The sequence below is a fragment of the Aeromonas sp. sia0103 genome, assembly GCF_963895295.1.
Lineage (GTDB): Bacteria > Pseudomonadota > Gammaproteobacteria > Enterobacterales > Aeromonadaceae > Aeromonas > Aeromonas encheleia.
This window is the reverse complement of sequence record NZ_CAWQKG010000011.1, coordinates 490,006-516,627: the sequence shown is the minus strand read 5'-3', so window position 1 is coordinate 516,627 and position 26,622 is coordinate 490,006. Positions and strand designations below refer to the sequence as shown.

Annotated in this window: 24 protein-coding genes; 18 read left to right on the top strand and 6 right to left on the bottom strand. The window is 63.9% G+C overall.

Going from position 1 to position 26,622, the window contains the following annotated elements; all coding sequences use genetic code 11:
- Nucleotides 1–8 precede the first annotated feature (8 nt).
- From AACW18_RS05130 to mltB, 7 genes are all read left to right on the top strand, one after another.
- Nucleotides 9–605 (top strand): carboxymuconolactone decarboxylase family protein, encoded by a 597-nt coding sequence (locus AACW18_RS05130; RefSeq protein WP_218328132.1) that lies wholly within the window; start codon nt 9–11, stop codon nt 603–605.
- The gene (locus AACW18_RS05125; protein WP_218388003.1) at nt 602–2,779 is read left to right on the top strand and encodes an FAD-dependent oxidoreductase; all 2,178 of its coding nucleotides are present in this window, start codon (nt 602–604) and stop codon (nt 2,777–2,779) included. Before AACW18_RS05130 ends, AACW18_RS05125 begins: the two co-directional genes overlap by 4 nt.
- A gap of 24 nt (nt 2,780–2,803) precedes the next feature.
- On the top strand, nt 2,804–3,988 hold the full coding sequence (locus AACW18_RS05120; protein ID WP_218388002.1) for an ABC transporter substrate-binding protein: 1,185 nt from the start codon (nt 2,804–2,806) through the stop codon (nt 3,986–3,988).
- Nucleotides 3,989–3,991: 3 nt separating this feature from the next.
- Complete coding sequence (locus tag AACW18_RS05115) at nt 3,992–5,641, top strand: ABC transporter permease (RefSeq protein WP_218388001.1); 1,650 nt, start codon at nt 3,992–3,994, stop codon at nt 5,639–5,641.
- 2 nt (nt 5,642–5,643) lie between these two features.
- The gene (locus tag AACW18_RS05110) at nt 5,644–6,306 is read left to right on the top strand and encodes an ATP-binding cassette domain-containing protein (protein ID WP_218388000.1); all 663 of its coding nucleotides are present in this window, start codon (nt 5,644–5,646) and stop codon (nt 6,304–6,306) included.
- Nucleotides 6,299–6,901, top strand: a complete 603-nt coding sequence (locus AACW18_RS05105; protein WP_218387999.1) for a CDP-alcohol phosphatidyltransferase family protein — start codon at nt 6,299–6,301, stop codon at nt 6,899–6,901. Before AACW18_RS05110 ends, AACW18_RS05105 begins: the two co-directional genes overlap by 8 nt.
- Nucleotides 6,902–7,033: 132 nt before the next feature.
- Nucleotides 7,034–8,122, top strand: coding sequence for a lytic murein transglycosylase B (gene mltB, locus AACW18_RS05100; protein ID WP_218387998.1), 1,089 nt, complete (start codon nt 7,034–7,036; stop codon nt 8,120–8,122).
- A gap of 45 nt (nt 8,123–8,167) precedes the next feature.
- Here the strand turns inward: mltB and AACW18_RS05095 are convergent, their stop codons facing one another.
- Complete coding sequence (locus AACW18_RS05095) at nt 8,168–8,650, bottom strand: MarR family winged helix-turn-helix transcriptional regulator (protein WP_042651368.1); 483 nt, start codon at nt 8,648–8,650, stop codon at nt 8,168–8,170.
- 94 nt (nt 8,651–8,744) lie between these two features.
- On the opposite strand from AACW18_RS05095, the gene AACW18_RS05090 reads away from it, so the two are divergent.
- On the top strand, nt 8,745–9,626 hold the full coding sequence (locus AACW18_RS05090) for a DMT family transporter (RefSeq protein ID WP_218387997.1): 882 nt from the start codon (nt 8,745–8,747) through the stop codon (nt 9,624–9,626).
- A gap of 97 nt (nt 9,627–9,723) precedes the next feature.
- On the opposite strand, the gene pgm is transcribed toward AACW18_RS05090, so the two are convergent.
- Together pgm and seqA are read right to left on the bottom strand one after the other, a co-directional pair.
- A complete protein-coding gene (gene pgm / locus AACW18_RS05085; protein ID WP_218387996.1) occupies nt 9,724–11,373 on the bottom strand; it encodes a phosphoglucomutase (alpha-D-glucose-1,6-bisphosphate-dependent) in 1,650 nt (549 codons plus the stop codon).
- Nucleotides 11,374–11,425: 52 nt separating this feature from the next.
- Complete coding sequence (gene seqA / locus AACW18_RS05080) at nt 11,426–11,935, bottom strand: replication initiation negative regulator SeqA (protein WP_218387995.1); 510 nt, start codon at nt 11,933–11,935, stop codon at nt 11,426–11,428.
- 290 nt (nt 11,936–12,225) lie between these two features.
- Here seqA and AACW18_RS05075 point away from each other — a divergent pair, with 290 nt between their 5' ends.
- The 4 genes from AACW18_RS05075 to fldA are packed head-to-tail and all read left to right on the top strand — an operon-like array spanning nt 12,226 to nt 14,148.
- Nucleotides 12,226–12,990 carry an alpha/beta fold hydrolase gene (locus AACW18_RS05075; protein WP_218388352.1) on the top strand — a complete coding sequence of 255 codons (765 nt, stop codon included), beginning with the start codon at nt 12,226–12,228 and terminating at the stop codon, nt 12,988–12,990.
- A gap of 55 nt (nt 12,991–13,045) precedes the next feature.
- On the top strand, nt 13,046–13,267 hold the full coding sequence (locus tag AACW18_RS05070) for a DUF2788 domain-containing protein (protein WP_005325663.1): 222 nt from the start codon (nt 13,046–13,048) through the stop codon (nt 13,265–13,267).
- A 20-nt stretch (nt 13,268–13,287) separates the two neighbouring features.
- On the top strand, nt 13,288–13,584 hold the full coding sequence (gene ybfE / locus AACW18_RS05065; protein ID WP_042651364.1) for a LexA regulated protein: 297 nt from the start codon (nt 13,288–13,290) through the stop codon (nt 13,582–13,584).
- 39 nt (nt 13,585–13,623) lie between these two features.
- The gene (gene fldA / locus AACW18_RS05060) at nt 13,624–14,148 is read left to right on the top strand and encodes a flavodoxin FldA (RefSeq protein ID WP_042651363.1); all 525 of its coding nucleotides are present in this window, start codon (nt 13,624–13,626) and stop codon (nt 14,146–14,148) included.
- Nucleotides 14,149–14,218: 70 nt separating this feature from the next.
- On the opposite strand, the gene AACW18_RS05055 is transcribed toward fldA, so the two are convergent.
- Nucleotides 14,219–14,695 (bottom strand): DUF4442 domain-containing protein, encoded by a 477-nt coding sequence (locus AACW18_RS05055; protein ID WP_042651362.1) that lies wholly within the window; start codon nt 14,693–14,695, stop codon nt 14,219–14,221.
- A gap of 244 nt (nt 14,696–14,939) precedes the next feature.
- On the opposite strand from AACW18_RS05055, the gene fur reads away from it, so the two are divergent.
- Entirely contained in the window at nt 14,940–15,368 is a 429-nt protein-coding gene (gene fur / locus AACW18_RS05050; protein WP_042651361.1) for a ferric iron uptake transcriptional regulator, read from the top strand.
- 103 nt (nt 15,369–15,471) lie between these two features.
- Here the strand turns inward: fur and glnS are convergent, their stop codons facing one another.
- On the bottom strand, nt 15,472–17,133 hold the full coding sequence (gene glnS, locus AACW18_RS05045; RefSeq protein ID WP_218387994.1) for a glutamine--tRNA ligase: 1,662 nt from the start codon (nt 17,131–17,133) through the stop codon (nt 15,472–15,474).
- Between the two features lie 509 nt (nt 17,134–17,642).
- Here glnS and AACW18_RS05040 point away from each other — a divergent pair.
- Genes AACW18_RS05040 through AACW18_RS05020 form a run of 5 tightly spaced genes read left to right on the top strand, consistent with a single transcriptional unit; the run spans nt 17,643 to nt 23,747 of the window.
- Nucleotides 17,643–20,474 carry a xanthine dehydrogenase family protein molybdopterin-binding subunit gene (locus tag AACW18_RS05040; RefSeq protein ID WP_218387993.1) on the top strand — a complete coding sequence of 944 codons (2,832 nt, stop codon included), beginning with the start codon at nt 17,643–17,645 and terminating at the stop codon, nt 20,472–20,474.
- Nucleotides 20,471–21,001 carry a (2Fe-2S)-binding protein gene (locus AACW18_RS05035; RefSeq protein WP_218387992.1) on the top strand — a complete coding sequence of 177 codons (531 nt, stop codon included), beginning with the start codon at nt 20,471–20,473 and terminating at the stop codon, nt 20,999–21,001. The genes AACW18_RS05040 and AACW18_RS05035 overlap by 4 nt, the downstream gene beginning before the upstream one ends.
- A complete protein-coding gene (locus AACW18_RS05030) occupies nt 20,998–22,215 on the top strand; it encodes a cytochrome c (protein WP_218387991.1) in 1,218 nt (405 codons plus the stop codon). Before AACW18_RS05035 ends, AACW18_RS05030 begins: the two co-directional genes overlap by 4 nt.
- Entirely contained in the window at nt 22,208–23,191 is a 984-nt protein-coding gene (locus AACW18_RS05025) for an XdhC family protein (RefSeq protein WP_218387990.1), read from the top strand. The genes AACW18_RS05030 and AACW18_RS05025 overlap by 8 nt, the downstream gene beginning before the upstream one ends.
- Nucleotides 23,181–23,747, top strand: a complete 567-nt coding sequence (locus AACW18_RS05020) for a nucleotidyltransferase family protein (protein WP_218387989.1) — start codon at nt 23,181–23,183, stop codon at nt 23,745–23,747. The genes AACW18_RS05025 and AACW18_RS05020 overlap by 11 nt, the downstream gene beginning before the upstream one ends.
- A gap of 198 nt (nt 23,748–23,945) precedes the next feature.
- Here the strand turns inward: AACW18_RS05020 and AACW18_RS05015 are convergent, their stop codons facing one another.
- Nucleotides 23,946–26,609: a beta-N-acetylhexosaminidase gene (locus tag AACW18_RS05015; protein WP_218387988.1), complete on the bottom strand. Its 2,664-nt coding sequence runs from the start codon at nt 26,607–26,609 to the stop codon at nt 23,946–23,948.
- Nucleotides 26,610–26,622 lie beyond the last annotated feature (13 nt).

Genomic DNA, 26,622 nt, shown 5'->3' with positions numbered 1-26,622 from the left:
GGTAATCAATGCGTGTCGAGGTCAAGCCCGATCGGGAATATGCCTGGTTTATCCGCCCCTTCTTCTGGCTGCAGCAACGCAACTACGGCCAGGTGCTGATCCCCGGCAAGTGCTGGGGCCGCTCGCCACGCCTGTTTGCCGCCGTGGCCACCCTGTACGGGGTGATCAACCGCAAGCGATCCCCCATAGATCCCGTGCTGCGATCCCTGGTGACGGTGCGAGTCTCCCAGCTCAACTGGTGCCGCTTCTGCGTCGACATCAACGCCATGACGCTGATCAAGCGGGCGGGATCCAGCGCCAAGGTGGAGGCCCTGGCCCAGTGGCGGGACAGCCCCCTGTTCGATGAGCGGGAACGCGCCGTGCTCGACTACACAGAGGCGATGACCGGGCTGGAGGGGGTGAGCGACGAGCAGGCGGCTCGGCTCAAACCCTGGTTCGACGACGATGCCCTGGTGGAGCTGACCGGCCTCATCGCCTTCCAGAACATGTCCGCCAAGTTCAACGCCGCCCTCGACATCGCGCCCCAGGGCTTCTGCCAGCTGCCGGTGCAACCCGAGCGGCCCCCTCTGCCCGGCAATAAAAAGCCGGACCAGACACCCCGATGAGCCGCCCCCGCCTGCTGCTCCTGCTGAGCATGGGGTGCCTCATCGGCGCCTTCTTCGCCCTCGATCTCGGCCGCTACCTCAGCCTCGCCGAGCTGCAGGCGCGTCAGGCGCAGCTCTCCGGCTGGGTGCAGGCGCACTTCGGCCAGGCCAGCCTGCTGTTCATGCTCATCTACGTGCTCACCACCGCGCTCTCCCTGCCCGGCGCCAGCCTGCTGACCCTGGTGGGCAGCGCCCTGTTCGGCGTCGGCTGGGGGCTGCTGCTGGTGTCGTTTGCCAGCACCATCGGCGCCACCCTGGCCTTTCTCAGCGCCCGCTTCCTGCTGCGCGACTGGGTCAGGGCACGCTTCGGCGACAAGCTGGCCCAGCTCGAGCAGGGAATGGCGAAGGATGGCGCCTTCTACCTGCTGAGCATGCGCCTCATCCCCCTCTTCCCCTTCTTTCTGATCAACCTGCTGATGGGGCTCACCCCCATCAGAGTCAGCACCTACTACTGGGTGAGCCAGCTCGGCATGCTGCCCGGCACCTTCGTCTATGTGCTGGCGGGCAGCGAACTGGCCACCCTCACCAGCACGGGCAACATCCTCTCCCCCGGCCTGATGGCGGCGCTGACCCTGCTCGGGCTGATGCCTTTATTGATGAAGAGCCTGGTGAGCCTGCTGCAACGCAGGCTCACCCTGCGCCGGCTGCACGCCCCCTATCAGAAACCCGGGCGCTTCGACTACAACCTGCTGGTGATAGGGGCCGGCGCCGGTGGCCTGGTCAGCAGCTACATCGCCGCCGCGGTCAAGGCCAGGGTGGCCCTCATCGAGCAGCATAAGATGGGGGGGGATTGCCTCAACACCGGCTGCGTCCCCTCCAAGGCGCTGATCAGAAGCGCTCGCTTCGCCTTTGATCAACGCAAGGCCGGCGCCCTGGGTTTCAGCCCCAGCCAATCCCGGGCCGACTTTGCCGCCGTGATGGCGCGCATTGCCGAGGTGATCGAGCAGGTCGAGCCCCACGACTCCGTCGAGCGCTACCAGCGGCTCGGGGTGGAGTGCATCCAGGGGCAGGCCCGCCTCGTCTCCCCCTGGGAATTGGAGGTGAACGGCCGACGCCTCAGCAGCCGTCACATCGTCCTCGCCACCGGCGCCAGGCCGCGGGTGCCGGACCTGCCGGGGCTCGGCGAGGTGCCCTACCTCACCTCGGACAGCCTCTGGCAGTTGCGCGAGCCACCGCGCCACCTGCTGGTGCTCGGCGGCGGCCCCATCGGCTGCGAGCTGGCCCAGAGCCTGGCCCTGCTCGGCATCTCCGTGACCCTGGTGGAGCTGGCCGACCAGCTGCTGCCGAGGGAAGAGCCCGAGGTCGCCGCGCTGCTGCAGGCGCAGATGGAGGCGGACGGCGTCAGGGTGCTGACCGGCTGGCAGGCCGAGCGAGTCGAGCTCGACAAAAACGACGAGATCGCCCTGCAACTGCGCCAAAGCACCCCGCAGGGCGACGAGCTCATGCTCATCGAGGGAGACCGGCTGCTGCTGGCGCTGGGCCGGGTCGCCAATGTGACCGGCTTCGGGCTGGAGGAGCTGGGGGTCACCCTCAATCCCGGGGGCACGGTGCGGGTGGATGCTTTCCTCGCCACCAACTACCCCAGCATACTGGCGGTGGGGGACCTTGCAGGCCCCTACCAGTTCACCCACTTCGCCGCCCATCAGGCCTGGTATGCGGCGGTCAATGCCCTGTTCAGTCCCTTCACGCGTTTCAAGGCCGACTACCGGGTGATCCCGGCCGCCACCTACACCAGCCCGGAAATCGCCAGGGTGGGGCTCAACCGCAGGGAGGCGCAGGCGCAGGGCATCCCCTTCGAGGCGACCCGCTTCGCGCTGGCCGAGCTGGATCGGGCCATCGCCGACGGCGAGCGGGAGGGGTTCGTCGAGGTGCTGACGGTGCCGGGCAAGGACAGGATCCTGGGGGCCACCATAGTGGGCGCCCAGGCCGGCGAGCGGCTCGCCGAATTCGCACTCGCCATGCGCCACGGGCTGGGGCTTCGCAAGATCCTCGCCACGGTGCACGCCTATCCCACCCTGATGGAGGGCAACAAGCAGGTGGCGGGGCTCTGGTTGCAGTCCTGGCAGCAGGCCCACCAGCCAGCCTGGCTGCCCACCCTGCTGGCCCGTTATCACGGTTGGCGCCGCGGCGCCTGACTCCATTTGCATAAGGCAATCACCATGTTCAAGACCCGGCTTCGCTCCTTGTTCCACGCCATGTGCCTCGCGGCACTGCCCCTGCTGATGGCAACCCCGTTGCAGGCCGGCGAGGAGGAGTGGCAGCAGACCCTGCAGCATGCCGAGGGCCAGACCGTCTATTTCAACGCCTGGGGCGGCAGCCCGGAGATCAACGCCTACCTGCTGTGGGCCGGGCAGGAGCTCAAGCGCCAGTACAAGGTCACATTGGTGCAGGTGAAGGTGGATGACATAGCCCAGAGCGTCAGCCAGCTGCTGGCCAACAAGCGGGCGGGCAAGTCCAGCGGTGGCCCCATCGACCTGCTCTGGGTCAATGGCGAGAACTTCAAGGCGCTCAAGGAGCAGGGGCTGCTGGGCGCCCCCTTCAGCCCAGATCTGCCCAACATGGCCCTGGTGGATCGGCGCCTGCCGGTGACGGAGGACTTCACCCTGCCGGTGGACGGGCTGGAGGCCCCTTGGGGCATAGGCCAGCTCAACCTGATGGTCAACGGCGATGAGGTCGGCACGCCCCCCACTTCGGCGGCCGCCCTGCTCGACTGGGCCAGGGCCCACCCAGGCCGTTTTACTTACCCCAAGCCGCCGCAATTTCATGGCTCCAGCTTCCTCAAGCAGATCCTGCTGGAGTTGATCGCCGATCCCGCCCCCCTCTATCGGGAGGCGACCGACGCCGAGTTCGCTCGTCTGAGCGCCCCGCTCTGGACCTGGCTCGATGCGCTTCACCCCGCGCTCTGGCGCAAGGGCAGGCTGTTCCCCACCAGCGCCGCCGAGACCAAGCAGCTGCTCGATGACAATGAGCTGGCCATGGCCATCAGCTTCAACCCGGGGGAGGCCCAGAGCTCGGTGCAAAACGGCACCCTACCGCCGACCGTCAGGGCCGTCGCCATGAGCAAGGGGGCGCTGACCAACAGCCACTTCCTCGCCATCCCCTTCAACGCCAGCGCCCGGGCCGGTGCCATGGTGGCGGCCAACTTCCTGCTGAGCCCCGCCGCCCAGACCCGCAAGGCGGATCCCGCCTTCTGGGGTGATCCCAGCGTGCTGGATCCCGCCAGACTCGGTGCCGCCCCGTCCGCGAGTGCCGGCCCCCAACTGCGTTTCAAGGCGGTGGCCGAGCCCCATCCCAGCTGGCAGCTGCGGCTGGAAGCGGCCTGGGCCGAGCGCTACGGCCGCTGATCGATGAGTTCCCGGGCCTGGCGCCTGCCCTTCATCCTGCTGTGCGGCCTGCTGCTGGCCGCGCCGCTTTGTGGCGGCCTGTTGTTGCTGCTGGCCGAGGGCATCGCCATGGGCAATCTCAGGCTGCTGCTGGCCCAACCCGGGCTCTGGCACTCCGTGGGCCTGAGCCTCTGGGTGGCGACCGCCTCCACCCTGGGCGCCCTGCTCTGCACCGCCCTGCTGCTCGCCCAGGGTGACGGAAGCCGCTGGATGGGCTGGCTCCGCCGCCTGCTCTCCCCCCTGCTGGCTCTGCCCCACGTGGCCTTCGCCATCGGTTTCGCCTTCCTGCTCGCCCCCTCCGGCTGGCTGCTGCGGCTGCTCTCCCCCACCCTCACCGGCTTTGCGCTGCCACCGGACTGGCAGAGCCTGAGAGATCCCTGGGGGCTAGGGCTGATACTGGCGCTGATCCTGAAAGAGACCCCCTTCCTGCTGCTGATGGCGCTGGCCGCCCTGGAGCCCGCCAAGCTGGCGCGCCAGCAGTGGCTGGGGGCCAGCATGGGCTTCAGCGCGCCGCAGATCTGGGGGCGCCTGCTGCTGCCCGCCCTCTGGCCCGCCCTGCGCCTGCCGCTCTACGCGGTGGCGGCCTATGGCCTGGCGGTGGTGGATCTCGCCCTGCTGCTGGGGCCGGATGCCCCGGCTCCGCTGGCGGTGCGGATCTGGCTCTGGTATCAGGATCCCGACCTGCTCTGGCGCGGCGCCTCCGCCAGCGGCGCCCTGCTGCTGCTGGCGGGCAACCTGCTGCTGATCGCCGGCCTGCGGCTGCTGGAGTGGATTCACGGAAGGCTGGGCAAGGCGCGCTGGCTGGACGGTCGGCGCACCCGCCCCTCCCCCCTGCTTGCAGGGCTGACCCGGACGGGCGTCTGGGCCCTGCTCGCCATCAACCTGCTGGTGCTGGCCTCGCTGCTGCTCTGGTCGTTGACCCGGCGCTGGCCCTTCCCCGCCCTGCTGCCGAGCGAGTGGAGCGGCCGCCACTGGCTGGAGCTGCTGCCCAGCCTGGGCCCCTTGCTGTGGCAGAGTCTGCTGCTGGCGCTGCTCTGCGCCGGCGTCGCGCTGCTGCTGGTGGTGCTCAGCCTAGAGGCGCAGCAGGATCGCCGACCCTGGCCGCTCTGGCTCATCTGCCTGCCGTTGCTGTTGCCCCAGGCCAGCCTGCTGTTCGGGTTGCGGCTCCAGATCGACTGGCTGGGCGGCGCCGGAGTCGATGGCATAGGCTGGGGCTGGGTGCTCTGGAGCCAGCTGCTGTTCGTCGCCCCCTATGTCTACCTCTGCCTGCACGGCGCCTATCGCCAGTTCGACCCTCGCCTCACCCGGGCGGCAATGAGCCTGGGAGCCAGCCCCTGGCGGGCCTGGTGGCGGGTGAAGGCGCCGCTGCTGGCACGCCCGCTGCTGTTCGCCTTCGGGGTCGGGGCGGCGGTGAGCCTGGCCCAATACCTGCCCACCCTGTTGTTTGGCGCGGGCCGCGTGGTCACCATCACCACAGAGGCGGTCGCCATCGGCAGCGGCCTCAACCGGCGGCTGGCGGGTCTCTACGGCCTGCTGCAGTTGCTGCTGCCGCTGTTCATCTACGGCCTGGCGCTCTGGCTGCCCCGCCGCATCAATCCCGCACTGAGGCATTGAGCATGCTGCATACCACCCCCCTCACCCTGTTTCTGGATGGCCGCCCCCTGCTGGTGCTGCCCCCCCTCGAGGTGGCCCCCGGCGAGGTGCTGACCCTGATGGGGCCGAGCGGCTGCGGCAAGAGCTCGCTGCTGGCAGCACTGGCGGGCGTGCTGCCCGCCAAGGGCCCCCTCCGGCTGAGCGGCGACATCTATCTGGGTGAGCGGTTGCTCACCCCACTGCCCCCTCAGGCCAGGCGCGTCGGCATGCTGTTTCAGGACGATCTGCTGTTTGCCCACCTGACGGTGGCGGAGAACCTGATGTTCGGCATGCCCGCCCAGCTCGAGGGGCTGACGGCCAGGCGAGCGCGCGCCCTCGAGGCACTGGCGCAGGTGGCGCTCGCCGATCAGGCCGACAAGCTGCCGGGCCGGCTCTCCGGCGGCCAGAAGGCGCGGGTCAGCCTGCTGCGGGCGCTGCTGGCCGAGCCGCAAGCCCTGCTGCTGGACGAGCCCTTCTCCCGGCTGGACAAGCCGCTGCGCAGCGCCTTTCGCACCCTGGTGTTCGAGCAGATCAAGCGCCTGAACATACCGGCCATCCTGGTCACCCACGACGAGGAGGATGCGCCAGGCGCCATCCTGACCCTGACCCCCCCCTGTTCCGACAAAGAGGAAGCCGACCTTGCTTGATCGCCACCTGATCCCCCTCATTCGCCGTCCCCTCCAGCTGCTGGCCGCCCCCCTGTGCCGGGCCGGGATCAGCGCCAACCAGGTCAGTCTCAGCGGCTTTGCCATCGGCATGCTGGCCTTGCCGCTGCTGGCGCTGGGATGGCACGGCTGGGCGCTGCTCGTCATCCTGCTCAACCGGCTGCTGGACGGGCTGGATGGGGCGGTGGCGCGGCAGACCGGGATCTCCGACTGTGGCGGCTTTCTCGACATCACGCTGGATTTCATCTTCTACGCCGCCGTGGTGCTGGGCTTTGCCTTGAGCGATCCCGCCAACGCCCTGCCCGCCGCCACCCTGCTGTTCGCCTTCATGGGCACGGGCTCGAGCTTCCTGGCCTTCGCCATCATGGCGGGCAAGCGCGGCATCGAGAACCCCGTCTACCACCACAAGTCGCTCTACTATATCGGCGGTCTGACCGAGGGCAGCGAGACCATCACCCTGTTCGTGCTGATGTGCCTGTGGCCCGGCGCCTTCGGGCCGCTGGCCTACGGCTTCGCCCTGCTCTGCGGCATCACCACCCTGACCCGGCTCTGGGGCGGTTATCACACCCTTCGATGAGGAAGGGCACCAAGCGCTGGCGGCGAATCAATCAAAGGATGAATAGCGCCCCCCGCCATGCACTGAGCACTTGCGCACCGGCGCCAATGTCTTACCATGACGACACTCCTTATTCAGGCCTTCGAGAACCTTATGCGTCGCCTTGTCTGTGTCCTCACCCTATCCGCCTTCCCCCTGCTTTATGGCTGCAGCAGCACACCGGCCCCAAAGCCCGTGGTCAAGCCACAGCCAAAGAGCGCCTTCATCAACCAGACACCACCGAGCAAACCCCTTTACAGCCAAGGGGTTAGCAAGGGCGACTTCGCCAATCGCCCCAATGTGGACAGATTCGTGCAGCGCATGGTGCAGAAGCACGGTTTCGACAGTGCGCAACTGCATCAGGTGCTGGCCCAGGCCCAGCGCTACGACTGGATCATCAAGCTGATGGACGCCCAGGCCCCCACCACCACGCCGCCGACCGGCCCGACCGGTGCCTGGAACCGCTATCGCGCCAAGTTCATCACCCCGGACAACGTGCAAAACGGCGTCAGCTTCTGGCGTGAATACGAGAGCGAGCTCAACCGGGCGCAGCAGATCTACGGCGTGCCACCCGAGATCATCGTCGGCATCATAGGGGTGGAGACCCGCTGGGGCCGGGTGATGGGCAAGACCCGCATCCTGGATGCGCTGGCGACCCTGGCCTTCGACTATCCGCGCCGGGCCGAATTCTTCACCGGCGAGCTGGAAGCCTTCCTGGTGATGACCCGGGATGAAGGCATGGATCCCGCAGAGCCCCAGGGCTCCTATGCCGGCGCCATGGGCTATGGCCAGTTCATGCCGTCCAGCTTCCGCAGCTATGCGGTGGACTTCGACGGCAATGGCCATACCAACCTGTGGGATCCGGTGGATGCCATCGGCAGCGTGGCCAACTACTTCAAGGCCCATGGCTGGGAGAAGGGACAACCGGTGGCGGTGCGCGGCCAGGGCCAGCTGCCCGGCTATGAGCACGGCTTCCAGACTCGCTACCCCGTCTCCTCCCTGCGCGGGGCCGGGCTGGTCCCCACCGGCTCCCTCGGCAATCACAACGAGGCGAGCCTGCTGCGCCTGGATGTGGGCACCGGTTATCAGTACTGGTACGGTCTGCCGAACTTCTACGCCATCACCCGCTACAACCACAGCACCCACTACGCCATGGCGGTGTGGCAGCTGGGTCTGGCGGTCAGGGATGCCAGGGGTTTCTGAGACCCTTCACTCGCCAACCAAAACGGGCCCGCTGGGCCCGTTTTGTCATTCGTTTTCCAGCAACCAGCGCTTGAGCAAGCCGGCCAGCTGCGCCTGCTGCTGGTCCGTCAACGGGGCCAGCAGGCGGCGCTCGTTCGCCACGTGCCGCTCCACCGCCCTGTCGATCAGCTCATGCCCGTCCGCCGTCAGGCAGACCAGCAGGCTGCGCCTGTCGCTCGGGGCCGCCTGTCGCTCGATCAGGCCCCGCTCGGCCAGCTTGTCGAGCCGGGCCGTCATGGCCCCCGAGGTCAGCATGGCGGACTGGTAGAGCTGGGTCGGCGTGAGCGGCTCGCCGGCGCGGCGCAGGGTCGCCAGGATGTCGAAGTCGGAGCCCAGCAGGCCGCACTCCTTGAGCTCCTCATTCACCTCGCGCCCGGCGATCGCCGCCATGCGCGCCACTCGCCCCAGCACGCCCATGGGCGAGCAGTCGAGATCCGGTCTCTGCCGGGCCCACTGCGCCAGCAGCAGGTCTACATGATCACTGTCCATCCAGACTCCATTATCTTTTCGTAAAGATACTTGATAATAAACCAACTCGCGGCTAATTTATCTTTACTTGAAGATACTTGTCCATGAGATAGCCATGCCACTGCTGATTGCCCTGCTCGCCCCCCTGCTCTGGGGCAGCACCTATGCCCTGGTCAGCCTCTACCTGACCGACTACTCCCCCTACTGGGTGGCGGTGTGGCGCGCCTTGCCCGCCGGCCTGCTGCTGCTGGTGCTGCATCCCCGCCGACCGCCGCTGATCTGGAGCAGGCAGTTCCTGCTGGCGTTTTGCAACATCACCGCCTTCTTCGCCCTGCTGTTCGTGGCCGCCTTCCGCCTGCCGGGCGCCGTGGCGGGTACCCTGGGCGCGACCCTGCCGCTGATCCTGATGGGGCTGGCCTGGTTGCAGGATGGCAAACGGCCGAGCCTGAAATGGCTGCTGCTGGGGCTGATGGGGCTGGCGGGAGTGCTCCTGCTGCTCAACCCCTCCGCCAATCTGGATCCCATCGGCGTGGGCTGCGCCCTGCTCGCCACCCTGCTCATCGGCCAGTCCAGCCGCTGGATGCAGCGCTGGCCGGTGAGCGATCTGCTGGCCCTCACCGCCTGGCAGCTGCTGCTGGGGGGGCTGATGCTGATCCCGCTGGCCTGGTGGCTGGCGGGCCCCATGCCGATACCCCGGCTGGCGAGTGCCCCCGCCTTTGCCTGGCTGATCCTGCTCAACACGGCGCTGGCCTACTGGGCCTGGCTGTGGGGCCTCAAGCGCCATGGCCCCGAGGTGATGGGCATGCTGGCCCTCACCAATCCCATGGTGGCGGTGTCGCTGGGGGTGCTGATGGTGGGTGAGACCCTGGACGGGCGTCAGTGGCTCGGCATCGGGGTGATCCTGCTCTCCCTGTTCCTGATGAAGCTGCCGACGCGCTCCTTCTTCAAACGCTGGCAAGTCCGCAAGGCGAGCACCGGCAAGGCCAGCAATGACTGACCCGCGAGACGAATGGCTTGAATAGCCAACAGGATGCATAAAAAAAGAGGAGCCACCAGGGCTCCTCTTTTTATTCAGGATCTGGCGATCCGCTAGGTCAGACGCCGGCCTTGGCCAGGGCGGCGGAGACGATCAGCTGGGCCTCCTGCTGGATCAGATCCAGGTGTGCCTCGCCCTTGAAGCTCTCCATGTAGATCTTGTAGATGGACTCGGTGCCGGAGGGGCGCGCCGCGAACCAGCCGTGCTCGGTCACCACCTTGAGGCCACCGATGGCGGCGTCGTTGCCGGGCGCGCGGGTCAGCTTGGCGAGGATGGGGTCACCGGCCAGGGTGGAGGCTTCAACCAATGCCGGATCCAGCTTGGAGAGCACCGCTTTTTGCGCGCTGTTGGCCGGGGCATCGATGCGACGGTAGCTGGAGCGGCCGAACTTGGCCTCCAGGGCGTCGTAGTGGGCCTGGGGATCCTTGCCGGTCACGGCCAGGATCTCGGCGGCCAGCAGGGCCAGGATGAAACCGTCCTTGTCGGTGGTCCAGACGCTGCCGTCCTTGCGCAGGAAGGAGGCACCCGCGCTCTCCTCGCCGCCGAAGCCGAACTCGCCGCTGTAGAGGCCATCGACGAACCACTTGAAGCCGACCGGCACCTCTTTCAGGGTGCGGCCAATCTCGCCCGCCACCCGATCGATCATCGAGGAGGAGACCAGCGTCTTGCCGACCGCGGCCGTTTTGGGCCAGCCGGTTCTGTGGGTGAACAGGTACTGGATGGCCACCGCCAGGTAGTGGTTCGGGTTCATCAGACCGGACTTGGTGACGATGCCGTGGCGATCGTAGTCAGGGTCGTTTCCGAGCGCGATGTCGAACTTGTCTTTCAGGGCGATGAGGCCGGCCATGGCGAAGGGGCTTGAGCAATCCATCCGGATCTTGCCGTCCTTGTCCAGGGTCATGAAGGAGAAGGTGGGATCGACGCGATAGTTGACTACCTCGATGTCGAGCTCATAGCGCTTGGCGATCACGTCCCAATAGGCCACGCCGGAGCCACCCAGGGGATCGACCCCGATCTTGATGCCGGCCCGCTTGATGGCCGCCAGATCCAGCACATTTTCCAGATCGTCCACATAGGGGGTGACGTAGTCGTGCTCGACCACCAGGGCGCTCTTGAGGGCCTCGGCGAACGGCATCCGTTTCACCCCGGCGAGGTTCGCCTCCAGGATGGCGTTGGCCCTGTCCTCCACCCACTTGGTGATCTCCCCTTCGGCGGGGCCGCCGTGGGGCGGGTTGTACTTGAAGCCACCGTCTTCCGGCGGGTTGTGGGACGGGGTGATCACCACCCCATCGGCCAGGGCCGCCGGCTTGCTGGCGTTGTGGCGCAAAATGGCGTGGGAGATGACCGGGGTCGGTGTGAAACCGAGGCCGGTCTGGATGCGGGTCTCGACGCCGTTGGCCGCCAGCACTTCGACCGCGCTGGCGAAGGCAGATTCAGAGAGGGCGTGGGTATCCATGCCGACAAACAGCGGGCCCGTGATGCCGGCCTGCTGGCGATACTCCACCAGCGCCTGGGTCACCGCCAGGATGTGGGATTCGGTGAAGGCGTTGTGCAGGGCGCTGCCGCGGTGGCCGGAGGTGCCGAAGGCCACCCGCTGCTCGGGGCGGCTCATGTCCGGCTTGTTGAGGTAGTAAGCGCTGACCAGACGGGGAATGTTGGTCAAGTCGCTGAGACGGGCCGGCTGACCGGCGTGGGGATGCTGTGCCATGGCGTTTTCCTTGCATGAGGCCTTGCCCGGCAAGGCCTGAGTCTTTGATGCGTTAAACGGTGCCGCACACCTGAGCGGTCAAGACTTCATCGTAACCCATGCTGGTCATCAGCTGGGCCACCATGTTCTGCTTGCGACTGGTGTTGGTGTTGGTGATCACCCAGAACGGGGTATCCGGCACCTGCTTGGGCTTGGTGGTGCTGCCACTGGCACGCAGCGCCTCGGGGTCCCGCGAGAAATAGACGCGCTTGCGCCCCTTGATCTCGGTCGCCTGAGTGAAACTCTCCGGGTTGTCCCGGTAGAGGCTACTCAGCACCAGCATGAAGCGGTTGATGGACTTCTCTTCTCTTTGCAGCTCACCCGAGTCGAGCAGGGCCTGCAACCCCACGGCATCGGCGACCACACGCGGCTGGGGGGCCGCCACGGGCTCGACCACAGGCACGGCAATGTGGGAGGGCTGTTCCAGCAGACGGCGCAGGATATCGGAGGCACTCTCGCCGATGTGCCGGGTCTGGCTGGCGATATAGAAGTAGAGATCGTCATCAAGCTCGATGGTTTTCATAGGGATGCGCTGGACTCGTCGAAATTCGGATGCGGCGATTATACATAGGCAAACCCGGCAGCCCAAGGGAGTGGCTGGCAGATGTGCATGAATCTCATCGAGAATACGGCATAATGCGGGTCCAAGTGTGTGATCCCCCGCACTGATAAGGGATCCCGGGGTCGTCTTTTTGGAAAAAAACCACAAGAGAGACCAGCCCAAGAGAATGAAATCCTTTTCTTTCAGTGCGTTAAGAATCTGGCGAAACAGCCCACGACCGATAAGGTGTTATTTTGCAACACAATCAGCTTTTGCATTTCAAGGAACAGGGCCAGGGCCCTGCCGTCGTCCTGATCCACGGCCTGTTCGGCAGCCTGGACAACCTCGGCCTGCTGGCCCGTCCGCTCAGTGAGCAATACAGGGTCATCAGCCTGGATCTGCGCAATCATGGCGCCTCCTTTCACTCGGACGAGATGAGCTACCCGCAGCAGGCGGCGGATGTGATCGCCCTGCTGGATCATCTGGCGCTGGATCAGGTGGCGATAGTCGGTCACTCCATGGGCGGCAAGGTCGCCATGCAGGTCGCCAAGCAGGCCCCCGCGCGGGTCGGCCGGCTGGTGGTGGCCGACATAGCCCCGGTGGCCTACCCCCATGCCCGTCACCAGAATGTGTTCGCCGGGCTCAACGCCACACTGGCCAATCCGCCTCAGAGCCGTGCCGAGGCCGAGGCCCTGCTGGCCCAGTACATCGAGATCCCCGGCGTGCGTCAGTTCCTGCTCAAGTCCTTCGCCAAGGGGGAGTCCGGTTGGGGCTGGCGCTTCAATGTGCCGGCGCTGGAGCGCAACTACGCCAACATCATGGGCTGGCCCGACGACCAGACCCGCTTCGAGGGGCCGACCCTGTTCATCAAGGGGGGCGATTCCGACTATGTGCAGCCCCAATATACCGAGACTGTGATGGCACAATTCCCGGCCGCCAAGGCCCGCGTCATCGCCGGAACCGGTCACTGGCTGCACGCCGAAAAGCCGGTGTTGTTCAACAAATTGGTTGTGGATTTCCTGTCGACAGGCGGTTAACAGTTTCAAATCCTTTGTGATATAGTGCGCCCGTCATAAGGAGTGCGCGCAATCCATGCTGAGTGAACATATCGATCTGATCGAGAGTCTGGGCCTGAAGCTGTTCTTCGTGGCCATCTTCCTGCTGATTGGTCTGGCCATTCACGACGTGCTCAAACGCGGCAACGTGCCCCGCTTCGGTCGTCTCATCGTCTGGCTGGTTCTGTTTCTGGGTTGCGCGGGTTTTGTCGCCAAGGGGCTGATCGAAATGGGCTGGGAAGGCTCAGGGATCGGCTAACTACTTTTCATCTGTGATGTATGGCCAAACAGCAAACTGATCGAACAACACTGGATCTGTTCGCAACTGAGAAGCGCCCCGGCAGGCCAAAGACCAATCCACTCCCCCGTGAGACCCAACTCAAGATCAACAAGCGCAATCAGCTCAAGCGCGATCGGGAGAACGGCCTGAAACGGGTAGAGTTAAAGGTGGAGGCCGAGTTGCTGGAGCGCCTGAACCAACTTGCGTTACAACAGAACGTCAGCCGAGCCGAGCTGATCCAATCTATCCTGAAGCAACAGATTGAGTCTGCTTTTGCAGCAGGCATCGCAATCTGACCGTTAAGCATTAACACCAAATACGGGTAACTAAACACTATGGCTAGTGTAGGTCTGTTTTTCGGCAGCGATACCGGTAATACCGAAGCTGTCGCCAAGATGATCCAGAAAGAACTGGGCAAACAACTGATTGAAGTCCGTGACATTGCCAAGAGCAGCAAGGCCGACATCGACAGCTTCGATCTGCTGATGTTCGGTATCCCGACTTGGTACTACGGCGAAGCCCAAGCCGATTGGGATGACTTCTTCCCCGAGCTGGAAGAGATCGACTTCACCAACAAGCTGGTCGCCATCTTCGGATGCGGCGATCAGGAAGACTATGCCGAGTACTTCCTCGATGCCATGGGCACCCTGCGCGACATCGTCGAGGCCAAAGGCGCCATCATCATCGGCAACTGGCCGACCGCGAGCTACGAGTTCGAAGCCTCCAAGGCCCTGGTCGATGACAAGCACTTCGTCGGTCTGGGTATCGACGAGGATCGCCAGCCGGAGCTGACCGCCGAGCGCGTCAAGGGCTGGTGCAAGCAGTTGCACGAAGAGATGTGCCTGAGCGAGCTGGAGTGATCCACCTCCTCTGACAACAAGGGCCCCGCTGGGGCCCTTGTTGTTTCTGACTCTCGCCTCAGCAGGTGGCCTACTCGGTCGCTCTGTGTTCCGGTCTGGCGCGCACGTAGAGGGTGCGCTTGACCTGGGCCACCAGCTCGCCCCCCTTGTCCTGCACTGTTACCTCAAACTCGGGGAAGTGCTTGTCTCCGCGCTCGGTGGCCGCCACGATCGACGCCAGCTTGGCGTCGGTCAGGGTGAACTCCGCCACCAGCATCCCCTTGCCCGGCTTGATGTAGTTGATGCTGCCCGCCTTGTCCCAGACGTAATAGCGGTTCTTGAAATGGCCCATCAGCATCAGCGGATAGATGGGGTCCGTCATGGCGAACATGCTGCCGCCGAACTGGGTCCGGTTGGCATTCTTGTTCCACCAGCGGGATTTCAGGGTGACCCGACAGAAGCGAAAATCGGGGCTCAGGGTTTCGATGTTGATGCCGGCTCCCCAGAAGGGAGGCCAGGCGTTGAGGGCGTGGCGCACCCAGGCCGCGTTGCCAAAAAGCCAATCCATGGATCTCATCCGACCAGACAATAGAGAAATTACATAGTATCAACATTTCCGGGCGGAGCAAGCCTAGCCACTGCGGGGTATATTTATCCTCCAAGGGGGCTGAACATGCTAAAGCCCTTGAATTGCTGGGTTTATTTTTAACTTGGCTACGACCTATAATGACAGGCCATACGAGTTCGTGGTTGCCATTCCTTCGGCAGTCAATCAGAATAACCACACCTTCGAGAATGCGAATTAATAGAATATGGCAGACAACAACCAAGCGTTAAAAAAGGCCGGGCTCAAGATCACCTTGCCCCGCGTCAAAATCCTGGAAATCCTGCAACAGCCGGACTGCCAGCACACCAGTGCGGAAGATCTGTATAAACGGCTGATCGATCAGGGTGAGGAGATTGGTCTCGCTACCGTCTATCGCGTTCTCAACCAGTTTGATGATGCAGGTATCGTCACCCGTCACCACTTCGAAGGCGGCAAGTCGGTGTTCGAGCTGGCTACCCAGGAGCATCATGACCACCTGGTCTGCCTCGATTGTGGCAAGGTGATCGAGTTCTCCGACGAGGTGATCGAGCAGCGTCAGCGCGACATCGCCAAGGTGCACAACATCCGCCTGACCAACCATAGCCTCTATCTCTATGGCCACTGCGCGAACGGCGACTGCAAGCACGACGAATAACGCCGTCGGCCCGCGCGCAGCAATGAAAAAGCCAGCATGATGCTGGCTTTTTTGTGTCCGCAAGGGGCGGGCGATGGGCAGGATCTCCCCTGCCCTTCTCGCATCAGCCTTCGGTCTTGCCCCAGACGTCGCGCAGGGCAACGGTGCGGTTGAACACCAGGTGCTCCGGGCTGGAGAGCTTGTTGTCGGCACAGAAGTAGCCTTCACGCTCGAACTGGTAGGCAAACTCCGGCTTGGCATCCTTGAGGGAGGCCTCGACCCGGGCACCGGCGATGATCACCAGCGAATCCGGGTTGAGCGCCGCCTCGAAGTCATCCTCGGCAGCGGGATTCGGCATCTTGAACAGACGATCGTAGAGACGGATCTCGGCCGGCAGGGAGTGAGTGGCGCTGACCCAGTGGATCACCCCCTTCACCTTGCGGCCATCGGCCGGATCCTTGCCCAGGGTCTCGGGATCGTAGGAACAGTAGACGCAAGTCACCTTGCCTTCCGCATCCTTCTCGACCCGCTCGGCCTTGATGACATAGGAGTTGCGCAGGCGCACTTCCTTGCCCAGCACCAGGCGCTTGAACTGCTTGTTCGCCTCTTCCTTGAAGTCCGCCTCGTCGATGAAGATCTCGCGGCTGAAGGGAAGCGTGCGGCTGCCCATCTCGGCGTTGTTCGGGTGCGCCGGTGCGGTCAGCACCTCGTCGCCCGCCAGGTTCTCGATGACTACCTTGAGCGGGTGCAGCACGGCCATGGCACGCGGGGCGTTCTCGTTGAGATCGTCGCGGATACAGGCTTCCAGCATGCTCATCTCGACGATGTTGTCCTGCTTGGTCACGCCGATGCGCTTGCAGAACTCGCGGATGGAGGCCGGGGTGTAGCCACGGCGGCGCAGACCGGAGACGGTCAGCATGCGCGGATCGTCCCAACCGCTGACGTGCCCCTCGGTCACCAGCAGGTTCAGCTTGCGCTTGGACATGACGGTGTATTCGAGGTTCAGGCGGGAGAACTCGTACTGACGGGGGTGGCAGTCGATGCTGATGTTGTCCAGCACCCAGTCGTACAGACGGCGGTTGTCCTGGAACTCCAGGGTGCACAGGGAGTGGGTGATCCCCTCCAGGGCGTCCGAGATGCAGTGGGTGAAGTCGTACATCGGATAGATGCACCACTGGTCACCGGTCTGGTGGTGGTGGGCAAACTTGATGCGATAGATGACGGGATCGCGCATCACCATGAAAGGTGAAGCCATGTCGATCTTGGCGCGCAGGCAGGCGCTGCCCTCGGCCATCTCGCCGTTCTTCATCTTGGCAAACAGCGCCAGGTTCTCTTCGACGCTGCGATCGCGGAACGGGCTGTTCTTGCCGGCTTCGGTCAGGGTGCCACGGTACTCGCGCATCTGCTCGGGGGAGAGCTCGTCCACATAGGCAAGACCCTTCTCGATGAGCTCGATGGCGTAGCCGTGCAGCTTGTCGAAATAGTCGGAGGAGTAGCAGATCTCGCCGCTCCACTGGAAGCCGAGCCACTGCACGTCCTGCTTGATGGACTCCACGAACTCGATGTCTTCCTTCGCCGGGTTGGTGTCATCGAAGCGCAGGTTGCACTGGCCCTGGTAGTCGCGGGCGATGCCGAAGTTCAGGCAGATGGACTTGGCGTGGCCGATATGCAGATAACCGTTCGGCTCGGGTGGGAAACGGGTATGCACGCTCTTGTGCTTACCGCTGGCCAGATCTTCATCGATGATCTGACGGATAAAGTTGGTTGGGCTGCTCGCCTCGGTCATGAATTCACCTCGAATGTCTCAGCTCGTGGGGCAACCGCGCGCCCCCGCTTAGAAACCGTCAATGATCCACTATTCATCCATGAGGCTCAACAGGAATTTGCCGCCACGGCAAGTGGGCCGCGCCACCAGGCCCCATTTGTGCTGGGGCCGACAAGCTTCCCCGCGAAACCTCGCGCGGCTTAGTCTCATCCGGGTAGATCCTAAAATAGATCAATTCATATGGGTCTAGAATTAAATGGTCTATTGTGAGTACACACAAAATACTTTTATCACGACAGTTCCAATACAAAAGCTCAAAAATACAAATCAAACACCACATAAGTCAGCTTATTATTCTGACAAATCGCATCAACTCAACATAAGATGCAACAATTAATTTTCCAAACCACTCAATCCTTAGTATTCTATTTATCATTTTCTGCAGCGACATCAAGGAAGATGACCGACAGCACCTGTCCCTCCTCGCTCCCCCGATCCGCTCGCCTCATCCTCACACAGGTAGCTGAACCATGTCCTATCCCTTATCAAGACGTGAATTCATCAAGCAGTGCGTCATCGCCGGCATCGCCGTCTACAGCGCCCCCCTCCTCGCCAACCTCTCGCTGTCCGGTATGGAAGACGAGATCTTCGATCCCGAGTTGCTCGGCCAATGGAAGCAGGGCGGCAAGGTCAAGTTCCGCAGCGACGGCCTGGCCAAGGTGACCGGTCAGAAGATCTACAGCCGGGACTATCGCGCTCAGGATCTGGCCGGCTGGCCGTCCCAGCAACAACATGCGCTGCTGATCCGGGTCGACAAGGCGGATCGCGTCTATCTGGGGCTGGATCTTTCCATGCTGCCTGCCAATGCCCAACCGGTTCGGGTCGTCACCGCCGCCGATCTGGTGCGCGACGGCGTCGAGCTGCCCTCCTTCTACGGCATCAACATGATGGTGAGCGAAGGGGCCACCCCGGATTATCTGGGTCATGCGGCCGCCATGCTGATCTTCCAGGACTTCGCCACCTTCAACCGGGCCAAGCAGATCCTGCAATTCAACGACAAGGTGATCCGTTACGGTGAGGTAATGCCGCTGGTCGCCACCACCCGCGATCCCTGGGCCTGCTGGCGCATCATCCGGATCGAGGGCAAGCTCGGCATGAGCGACCAGTACAGTACCTTGAAGAACGGGCTCTTCTTCCCGGCCATCGTCAGCCACCAGCCGGTGTGGCCGACGGCCAAAGCCGATGGCAACGCGGGTGAACAGGGGATGTATCAGGCCGAGCTGGTGCACAAGGAGCTGGAGGCCGAGGACGCCCTGGTGCTGGATCGCAGCTATCAGACCCAGTTCATCGAACCCATGATGATGGAGCCGGAAAACTTCAACGGCTGGTTCGACGCCAAGGCGCGCACCATGCACCTGGTGATAAGCACCCAGTCCCCTCACGACTTCTACTACCAGGCTGCCGAGATGCTGGCCAAGGGGCCGCTGGCAGGCAAGGTCGACAAGCTGGTGGTGCACTCCCCCTTCATCGGCGGTGGCTTCGGGGCCAAGGATCACACCATATTCCCCTTCTATGGCCTGCTCGCGACCATTTATGGTGACGGCCCGGTGCGCCTGGCCAACGATCGTTTCGAACAGTTCCAGGGTGGCCTCAAGCGTCATCCGTTCAACATGCACAACAAGCTGGTGCTCGACAAACAGAGCGGCCAGTTCCGCGCCCTGATCTCCTCCATGACGGTTGACGGTGGCGGTCGCCTGAACTTCACCGGCTCGGTGGCCAGCGTCGGCGCCAGCGCCATCCAGGGCGTCTACTACCTGCCCAAGAACGACATCACGGCGGTCGCCCTGCCGTCCGAAAATCCAGATTGCGGCTCCATGCGCGGCTACGGCTCCCTGCAAACCATGGCGGCCATGGAGATGATGATCAACGAGGCCGCCGCGCTGCTGAAGATGGATCCGCTGGCGCTGCGGCGCCGCAACCTGATCAAGCCCGGCCAGCCCAATACCCAGGGCGCCATTCCCCAGGGCAACAACCGTTACCCCGAGATCCTGGCGATGGCCGAGCGGCACGAGATCTGGGCCCAGCGTCAGGCCAGGAAGCAGGCTTACGAGACCCAGCACCCGGACCGCCTGCACGGCACGGGTTTCAGCATCACCACCAAGGACTATGGCACCGGCGCCGTGGCCCCCTCCGCCTGCGTCGAGCTGACAAGCAAGGGGGAAATCCTCCTCAAGATCAGTGGCATGGAGATGGGCACCGGGATCCAGACCTCCCAGGCCGAGATCGTCAGTCGCTACTTCGGCCAACCGGCCGACACCATAGATCTCGCCGAAATCGCGCTCTGGGAGAGCTTCAAGCTGGTCGAGACCGATAACCCCTACACCATCTCCCAGGAACGCCAGGACGAGATGCAGAAGAACCCGCGCTGGACGCTGGCCATTCCGCAGGCCTCCTCGGCCTCCATCTCCTCCTACTTCCAGAGTCACGCCACTGTGGCGGCGGCCCGCATCCTGTTCGAGCAGACGCTCTGGCCGGCGGCGGCCGCCATCTGGCGCAAGCAGTTCTTCGTCGGTCAGGCCGGTCTGGACCTGGGCCCCGCCAGCGAGGCGAGCTGGACCCCAGCGGGGTTGACGACCCGTGGCATGCCGCCGTTGCCGCTCTCCCTGCTGGCGGCTCATGCCCACGCCAACGGCCTCATCACCGGTGCCATGGTGCACAGCTTCAATCGCTGGGCCTGGGCCGAGTGCGACTTCACCATCGAGGGTCAGAGCCAGCGCCTGCCCATAGATGCGCTGGCGTTGCGCTACGGTGACGGCGCCAGCAACGCGCAGCGCGCACAGGCCGATGCCAACGGCTACCAGCTGCTCGATCGCACCCAGGCCCACTACCCCAGTACCAACCTGAACAACGCCATGGTGACCTACTACGCCCCCTGCGCCACCCTGGTCGAGATCGCGCTGGAGAAGGGCTCGGGCAAGGTGCACATACTGTCCGCCCACAGCTGGCTGGACGCCGGTCGGGTCATAGTCCCCGAACTGGTGGAAGGCCAGATCCAGGGCGGCCTGGCCATGGGCGTCGGTCATGCCCTCTATGAATATCTGCCGTCAGGCCAGGAAGGGCCGGGCAACGGCACCTGGAACCTGAACCGCTATCAGGTGCCCCTGGCGCACCAGCTGCCAGTCTGGAACCTGACCCACACCCTGCTGGAACCCCTCTCGCCGACCGATGCCACCAAGGGCATTGGCGAAGTGGTGATGATCCCCGTGGTCGCCGCCCTGGTCGAAGCCATCTATCAGGCGACCGGCACCCGCTTCTATCATCTTCCCGTGACTGCAACCGACATTCAGAAGGCCATCCAATGATCACCGTAAACATGACCATCAACGACCGTCTCATTGGCCCGCTCGAAGTGGATGACAACACCATGATGATCGACTTCCTGCACGAGTATGTGAACCTGACCGGCACCAAGTTCGGCTGTGGCATCGGCGTCTGTCATGCCTGCACCATAGTCGTCGACGGGGCGGATGGCAGCAGCGAGAGCGTGCGCACCTGCGTCAACGGGGTTGGCCGCTTCAATGGCCAGCGCATACGCACGGTGGAAGGCCACGCCAAGCGTAACAACTTGGGCAAGATCATCGCCCTGAGCCCGGTGCAGAAGACCTTCCTCGATCACTTCTCCTTCCAGTGCGGCTGGTGTACCTCCGGCTTCGTCAACGAGACCACAGTGCTGCTGGAGCGGCTGCGCAAGCAGCCGGTGGCCATGGCCGACCTCGAATCCACCATAGAGGGTGCGCTTAAAGATCACGTCTGCCGCTGCACCGGTTACAAGAAGTATTACGAGGGGGTCAAGGCCATGTTGATCTCGGAGGGGGTAGTACGCACATGATGCTCTCCGGACTCGCATTCGCACTCTTGCTCGGCACAGGCACAGTGTCTGCGGCCGACGCCCAGGATCCGCAGGTGGCACAGGGAGAATACCTGTCCAAGGTCGGCGACTGCGCCGCCTGCCACACCGCCGAAGGTGGCCAGAAGTATGCCGGTGGACTGGCGTTCAAGACGCCTTTCGGCGTCATCTACTCCACCAACATCAGCTCCGACAAGGCCCAGGGGATAGGCAGCTACAGCTATCAGGATTTTTATGAGGTGATGCACAACGGCAGCGCCCCCAAGGGACGCCTCTATCCCGCCATGCCTTATACCTCCTACCACCTGGTCACGGATGAGGACATGAAGGCGCTCTACGCCTACTTCATGCAGACCAAACCGGCCGCCACCCCGAACCGTGACAACGAGGTCGGCTTCCCCTTCAACGTGCGCACCGGCCTGGTGTTCTGGAACCTGGTGGCCCATGAGGACAGCGCCTTCCAGTCGGATCCGGCCAAGAGCAGCAACTGGAATCGTGGCCGCTACCTGGTGGATGGGCTGGGGCACTGTGGCGAATGCCACACGCCGCGGGATACCTTCATGGCGATGGACGACTCCGGCTACCTGAAAGGGGCCATGATCGAGGGGGTGATGGCCCCGGAGATCACCGCCACCGAGCTCAGGCGCCAGGGCTGGACCCATGACTCCCTGACCCGGCTGCTGCGCAAGGGCTACTCGGTCAAGGGCGGCGTCTTCGCCGGCATGTACCCCGTGGTCGAGAAGAGCTTCGCCTACCTGACCGACGAAGACATGCACGCCGTCACCAGCTACCTGCTCGGCAGCGACACCCCGCTGCCGGTGCCGGAGCCCAAGCAAGTCACCCTGGATAGGGCGCACCCCGGCTATGGGCTCTACCGGGACTACTGCGCCGGTTGTCACGGCCAGGAGGGTCAGGGCAAGCCGAACGTGACGCCATCCATGTACACCAACGCCACCCTGGATCAGGCGACCCCGACCAACACCCTGGCGGTGCTGCTGCGCGGGATCCCGGCCCAGAGCTACAGCCAGACCGAGCGCTTCGCCCCCATGCCAAGCTACGCCAAGGAGCTCAACGAGCAGCAACTGGCGGATCTGGTCAACTTCCTGCGCCAGACCTGGGCCCATCAGCCCTCCACCCTGAGTGCAAGCGACATCGAGGCGCTCAAGAAGGAGATCGTCGAGGCGCACGATGAGTAGCGGTCAGCTGGAGGTGCTGCGTCAGAGCCTCGCCTGGCTCGCTCAAGGAAAATCTATCTGGCTGTGCAGCATAGTGGCGACCTACGGCTCGGCTCCCCGCCCGCAAGGGGCCCTGTTCGCCACCGACGGCAGCCGCCGCAGCGGCTCCATCTCCGGCGGCTGCATCGAGGATGCCTTCGTCGCCATGTTGGCCAGGGGGGAGTATGACTCGCCCCTGAGCCTGCTGGACTATGGATCCCATCTGGCCCCCGATGGCAGCGAGTTCGAGCTGCCGTGCGGCGGCCGCATCCGGCTGTTGGTCGAACGCCTCTCAGGGGACGAGGCCGTCGCGGATCTGAACGAGTGGCTGAGCAGGCTGCAAGGTGCCCTCCCCTTCGTGCGGGAGGTGCGGCTTGATCAGGGGGGGCGCTCCTATCTGGCCGACGAGATGCAGGGCGAGCAAGAGGAGCCAGGCCGGGTGCGGCTGAGCTATGCCCAGCGCTGGCGCCTGCTGCTGCTGGGGATCAGTCAGGTGAGCGAGCAGGTGGCCAGACTGGGACAGGCCGCTGGCTTCGAGGTGCTGCTGTGCGACACCCGCGAGGCATATCGCCCCGACTGGCACTGGGGGCCGGAGCAGGGCGGCATAGCGGTGGAGTGGTGTGACCCCGAGCGTTTCGTCGAGCGTCATGTCACGGCCCGGAGCGCCGTGCTCGCCCTGGCCCACGATCCCAGGATCGACGATGCCGGCTTGATGGCGGCACTGGAATCAGAGGCCTTCTATCTGGGCGCCATGGGCTCGGTGCGCACCAGCGAGCGCCGCCTGGAGCGATTGCAGCGCATCGGCGAGATCAGCCGGGAGCGGCTCGACAGGATCCATGCGCCTATCGGGCTGCCGATCGGCAGCAAGGCCCCGATCGAGATCGCCATCGCCACCCTGGCCGAGGTGATCGCCGCCCGTCATGGCATTCGCCTGAGGCTTCGCCAAGATGCGGCCTGAGCGGATAGCCCTGCTGCTGGCCGCCGGCTTCTCCCGTCGCTACGGCAGCGACAAGCGCCTCGCAGGCTCCCCGCCCCTGATCCTGCGCACCCTCGCCACCCTGCTCCTCTGCCATGACCGCGTGCTGGTGGTGCTCAGGCAGCGAGACGAGGCATTACGCCAGCTGCTGGCGCCGACGGGTGCCCTGATCACCCAGGTGCCGGCAGATGGCGGCATGGGTGACAGCCTGGCCCACGGCGTCCGCACCCTGCTCGCCCAGGATTGGCCCATCCAGAGTCTGCTGGTGGCGCTGGCCGATATGCCCCATCTCTCCCGTACCAGTCTGCTGGCCTTGCAGGCTGCCCAGCAGGGTCACTCGCTGGTGCGGCCCCTCTACCAGGGCCAGCAGGGGCATCCCGTCAGCTTTCCCGCCGATCTGCTGCCCGAGCTGGCCCGCCTCTCTGGTGAGCAAGGCGCCAAGCCGGTGCTCGATCGCCACGCCGACCGCCTGATCTACCTGACGCTGGATGATCCCGGCTGCGTGCAGGATATCGACCGGCCCGAAGACCCTCTCTGATCTACCCCGACGACGACGCCGGCAAAACGCGGGCAAAAAAAGCCCCGCACCAGGCGGGGTCACAAGTGATGAAAAACAGACAATACACACACACAACAAAGGCTCACACGCACAGTCAACCTTTCCCAAAACCGATGACATATCGGCCTTGGGAAAGGCGGGTCTTGCGACCCGCCTGGTGTTAGCGGTTGACAGCTATCAGTTCAGTTCGGTGACGCGGCTGGTGCGCTTGCCATCGAAGCTGGTGGTACGCAGGTAGACCTTGCCGTTCACGCTCGGCTTGGCCGCGGCGTCATAGGCGCTCCAGCTCTTGCCATCCAGGCTGTACTGGATGGGCAGACCCGGCAGATCCACGTTCGCTTCCAGCTTGCCGTCGACGACCTTGGCACCCGGTACCGAGAGGCGATACTCGACGCCGTAGGCTTCCAGTTTCGCCAGCTCACGCTGACCCAGCAGGTTGGCGAACTGGTTCCACTCCTTGTCCAGAGTGGCCTTGTTGACATGCTTGGTCTCGCCGGAGAACTCGCGACCCTTCACATAATCCAGCTCGAAGCCACCCTTGTGCCAGGCACGCTCGGCCACTGAGAAGATCCGCGGGTAGACCATGTACTCGTACTGGGCATCGGTACGCACGGTTTCACCCCACTGCTGACCGGACATGCCCTTGAACTTGACGGGATCCTGGTCACCCTTGGCCACGAAGGCATTGCCGTCGCGGTCAACCGAGGTCTCGGCGTTCTGCGGCAGGTTTTCCGGGGCGAAGTTGAACAACTTGCGGGTGTCGGTGAAGCGAGTCGCCCAGTAGTAGCCACGCTCGGCCGGATGCACCTCGTTCGGGAAGTCCAGGTAGAGGTAATCCGGGTTGGACAGCACCACGTCATAACCCTTGTGCGCCCACGCCATCGCGTTGTTGAAGCCGCCCCAGTAGAGGGTTTCCCAGAAGTTGACCTGGGTCTTGTCGGTGGCGAAATCCTTGGCGCCGTCGGCGTACTTCAGGCCATCTTCCCACGCCATCAGGGTGGAGTAGCCATCCGCCTTGACCATCTTGGCAACTTCCTTCGCGTAGTAGACCATCAGTTCGTCTACGCTCTTGATCTTGCCCTCGTCGATCATCTTCTGGCACAGCGGGGACTTGCCGAACGGCTTGTCCTGCTTGCTCCAGTCGGTGTTGCCCTTCCAGGCCACCAGATCTTCTTTCTTGGTGACGGCCGGATCCTGGTAACCATCGCGGATCATGATGTTCTTCGCCTCGTCACCACCGTAGTGCCAGACGGTCAGCGGCTGGCCGGCGGCCTTGTGCATGGCGCCGACTTCATCCATGACCTTGGCCACGAAGGCGGAAGAGCCCGGCTGGCAAGGGTTGATGAAGGACATCTTGTCGTAGAACTGGACCGAGGTGATGTTGGAGGTGTCGGCCGGATCGAGCAGACGGTACTGGTTCGCCTCCTGCTCTTTACCCTCGGCCATCAGCCGCTTGTAACGCGCCTCCATGGAGACCACGGCGGCACGGGCATGCGCCGGCATGTTGACCTCGGGGATCACGGTCACACCACGCGCCTTGGCGTAACGGACCAGGTCGATATAGTCGGACTTGGTGTAGAAACCGCTACCCATGTTGTCGCTGGTCGGGCCTGAACCCAGCTGTGGCAGGATGCACTTGGTTTCGGACAGATCGTGGCAACGTTCGCTGCCGACGTCGGTCAGCTCCGGCAGGCCCGGGATCTCGATGCGCCAGCCTTCATCGTTGGTCAGGCCCAGGTGCAGGGTGTTGAGCTTCTTGGACGACATCTGGTCGATCAGCTTGCGCAGGGTTTCCGGGCCACGGAAGTGGCGGGCCACGTCGGTCTGCATGCCGCGGTATTCGAAGCGCGGGGCATCCTCGACCGCCATCTGGCTGATCAGCTTGTCGTTGACCCCCAGCAGGGAGATCAGGGATTGCGCGCCCCAGAAAGCGCCGTCGATGTCGTGGCCCTGGATCAGCGCGCCCTGCGAGCCGATGTTCATGTCATAGCCTTCGGCCTGCTTGACCTTGCTGCCGAGCTTGATGGTCACTGGGTAGCCGGTGTCGGAGAGGGTAACACCCAGCTTGGTCAGTGACGCCTTGATGGCTTCGGCACGGTCGGTCGGCAGATCCAGCGCGTTGAGTTTGATGCTGGAGAGATCGACCTGCGGACCCGCCTTCACCACCTGCTTGAGCGGGGTCGGCATGATCTGGTCGTCGATCTTGCTGGCCGGCAGCAGCGTGCTGGCCTGATTGGCAGCGAAACGGGTCTCGCTGTTCATCAGGATGTTCTTGTCATCCTTGGTGCGCTTCCAGCCGTCGGCCGGCATCGGCTTCTCGTAGCTGGTGGCATCTTCGATGTTGGTCATGCTGGCGATCACCTTGGGCTCGGCGCCCTCGGTGGCGACGTACCAGTTCGGCATGATGTCGCTTTCAAACAGCACCCAGTACTCCACCACCAGCGGCACTTCGACCGCAGCATCCTTGGCAAAGCCCTGGAACTTGTCGGTCGGCGTCATGCGATAGAGGTCGCCGGTCAGGTGGGTGATGGTGAACTGGTCGTTGTCCACCCGCTGGATGCGGCGGATGGAGTGGATGTAGATGTTCCAATCCTTGGAAGTCACGTCCGCACCGGTGTTGGTCAGGTGCAGCTTGGCAACGCCACAACTCGCCCACTCGGAACCCAGCGCCTGACAATCCAGACCGGCACTGGCACCGTCGTTGGTGACCACTTCATACTTGACGACCAGGTTGCTGGCGAGTGAATCGACCACGGCTTGCTTGGCGGCATCGGCTGCCTGTACCTGAGCGGCACAAACGGTAGACATGGCAATGGCTAACAGAGAATGTTTCAAGTTCATAACTGCTGCTCTC